At 67.7% G+C, this 1869-nt stretch carries 2 protein-coding genes; one reads left to right on the top strand and one right to left on the bottom strand.

Translation table 11 applies throughout. The features are described 5' to 3' along the window. Positions 1-79 precede the first annotated feature (79 nt). Positions 80-1537: a hypothetical protein gene (locus ACFMO5_RS01795; protein ID WP_376791060.1), complete on the top strand. Its 1458-nt coding sequence runs from the start codon at positions 80-82 to the stop codon at positions 1535-1537. Positions 1538-1640: 103 nt separating this feature from the next. Here ACFMO5_RS01795 and ACFMO5_RS01790 read toward each other — a convergent pair. Continuing rightward, the coding region (locus tag ACFMO5_RS01790; RefSeq protein WP_376791059.1) for a DHHA1 domain-containing protein at positions 1641-1869 on the bottom strand (229 nt) is incomplete at its 5' end.

The raw sequence follows: 1869 nt of genomic DNA, 5'->3' as shown, positions 1-1869 counted from the left end.
AGGCGCCCGGCTCCGCCCCGAAAGCTCCCCCCAAGAAACCAATTGCGTCACGCCGAACATCCGGCTGGGAGGTCTACCCATGAGGCTCCGATCCAGAGGATGGTGGAGGCTGCTGGTATGGTTTGGGAGGGTTGGCCTGGGGGTGGCCCTCGTTTCCTCTTCGGTTCCCCTGGACGCCCGCGCCCAATCCACCCCCCACCTGGGTTACGGGGTCAACCCCCTGAACTCCGCAGACCCCGGGATCGGGAACATGGGCTTCGATTGGGCCAAAGTGTTCGGCTCCCCAGGAAGCCGCCTCCCCTACCGCGTCCTGCGGCGGGTGGAGGTCCACGCCAGCACTCTCAACAATTTGAGCGCGTGGGGGGACTGGCTGGAGAGCGAGGCGCGGGCCCAAGCGGACTGGATCGAGGCGTGGGAGATCGGCAACGAACCGAACCTGGACGCCTCGTACGGTTGGGCCGCACCCCCGAACGCCGCAGATTACACCCGGGTCCTGTGCGAAGCCTACCGCCGGATCAAGCGAGCGGACCCCACGGCCATCGTGGTCTCGGCGGGCTTGGCCCCAACCGGACGGGTGCCCTTCGAGTGGAACGGCCACAAGGGCTACTGCGCGCCCGGCCTCGGATGGTGTCCGGGCTACTATCAGGACGAGCGGGAGTTCCTGCGGGAGATGCTCCAGGCGGGGGCGGCGAACTGCCTCGACGCCCTCGGCTTCCACCCGTATGGCTTCGCGGCGTCCGCCACCGCCGCGCCCGCCACGCCTGGATCGGAATGCGGATCCAATGACTTCTGCTTCCGAACGGTGGAGGTGATCCGCCAGATCATGGTGGGGGAGTTCGGGGTGGATAAGCCCATCTGGGCGACGGAGTTCGGATGGCTGGTGGACCCTCGTCAGGTCGGCCGGCCTGAATGCTGGGACGATCCTTCCTTCAGCGGACGGCAGTGGCAGGTCGTCTCCCCCGATCAACAGGCCACTTACCTGGTGCAGGCCTACCAATGGGCCGACGCGAACTGGCCATGGATGGGGGCCATGCTGGTTTTCAATTATGGATTCAGCGAGGCCCCATCCAACAGCCTCCCGCCCTGTGATCAGATGCGCTTCTATGACATCAAAGGCCGCCCGGCCGAGCAGGCCCTTCGTGATATGATCAAGAACAAAGTCCCCGCCCGCCCTCTCTGGACCACGCCGGTCACCATGCTCTCCGACGTCGACACCCCTGCCCCGCTGCGGGGCGCGTTCCGGCTGCGGAGCACGACCCCCGATCCTCTCTCCTGGACGGTGTCGGGCATCAGCGCGCCCTTCCCCGTCACGCTGGACGCGAATTCCGGAACCGACGCGCAGTCCCTTTCCTTCGTCGTGGATCCGTCGGGCAAGGGCCTCGGAGTTTACACGGGGACGATCCGGGTGCAAGCCACAGTGCCGTCGCCCCTTTCCCAGTCGGTATCCGTGGAGAACCCGGACCAGGAGCTCCAGGTCGTCTTGCGGGTCGTGCCGGAGGTGTATCGGACGATGCTCCCTCTGGTTTTGCGGCGGTAGATGCGGGGCAGGTATCCACACACATTGCGGCGGGGCAGGCATCCAACCTGCCCCGCCGCTTGGCTTTCGCGCCCTGGAGGGGCTGAAGCGATTCCCACATCGCCTAATGCGCCTGCCGCCTCAGCCACTCGGAGACCAGGCGGGGGGCCTGGTGGAGGGCCTCGCCGATCTTGCTGACGTCCCGGCCTCCGGCCTGGGCGAGGGTCGGCCGGCCGCCGCCGCTCCCGCCGACCACCTGGGCGACCGCCCGCACCACCCGCACGGCATCCAAGCCCCGCTCGACGAGGTCGGGGGTCACCGCCGCCACGAAGCTCGGCCGGCCGCCGATCACC

Source organism: Thermoflexus sp. (assembly GCF_042408365.1).
Classification (GTDB): Bacteria; Chloroflexota; Anaerolineae; order Thermoflexales; family Thermoflexaceae; genus Thermoflexus.
This window is presented reverse-complemented; position numbering and strand designations above follow the sequence as displayed.

Excerpts from the sequence above, each read along its gene's own strand:
- ACFMO5_RS01795 (WP_376791060.1), top strand. The coding sequence starts at position 80 with ATGAGGCTCCGATCCAGAGGATGGTGGAGGCTGCTGGTATGGTTTGGG.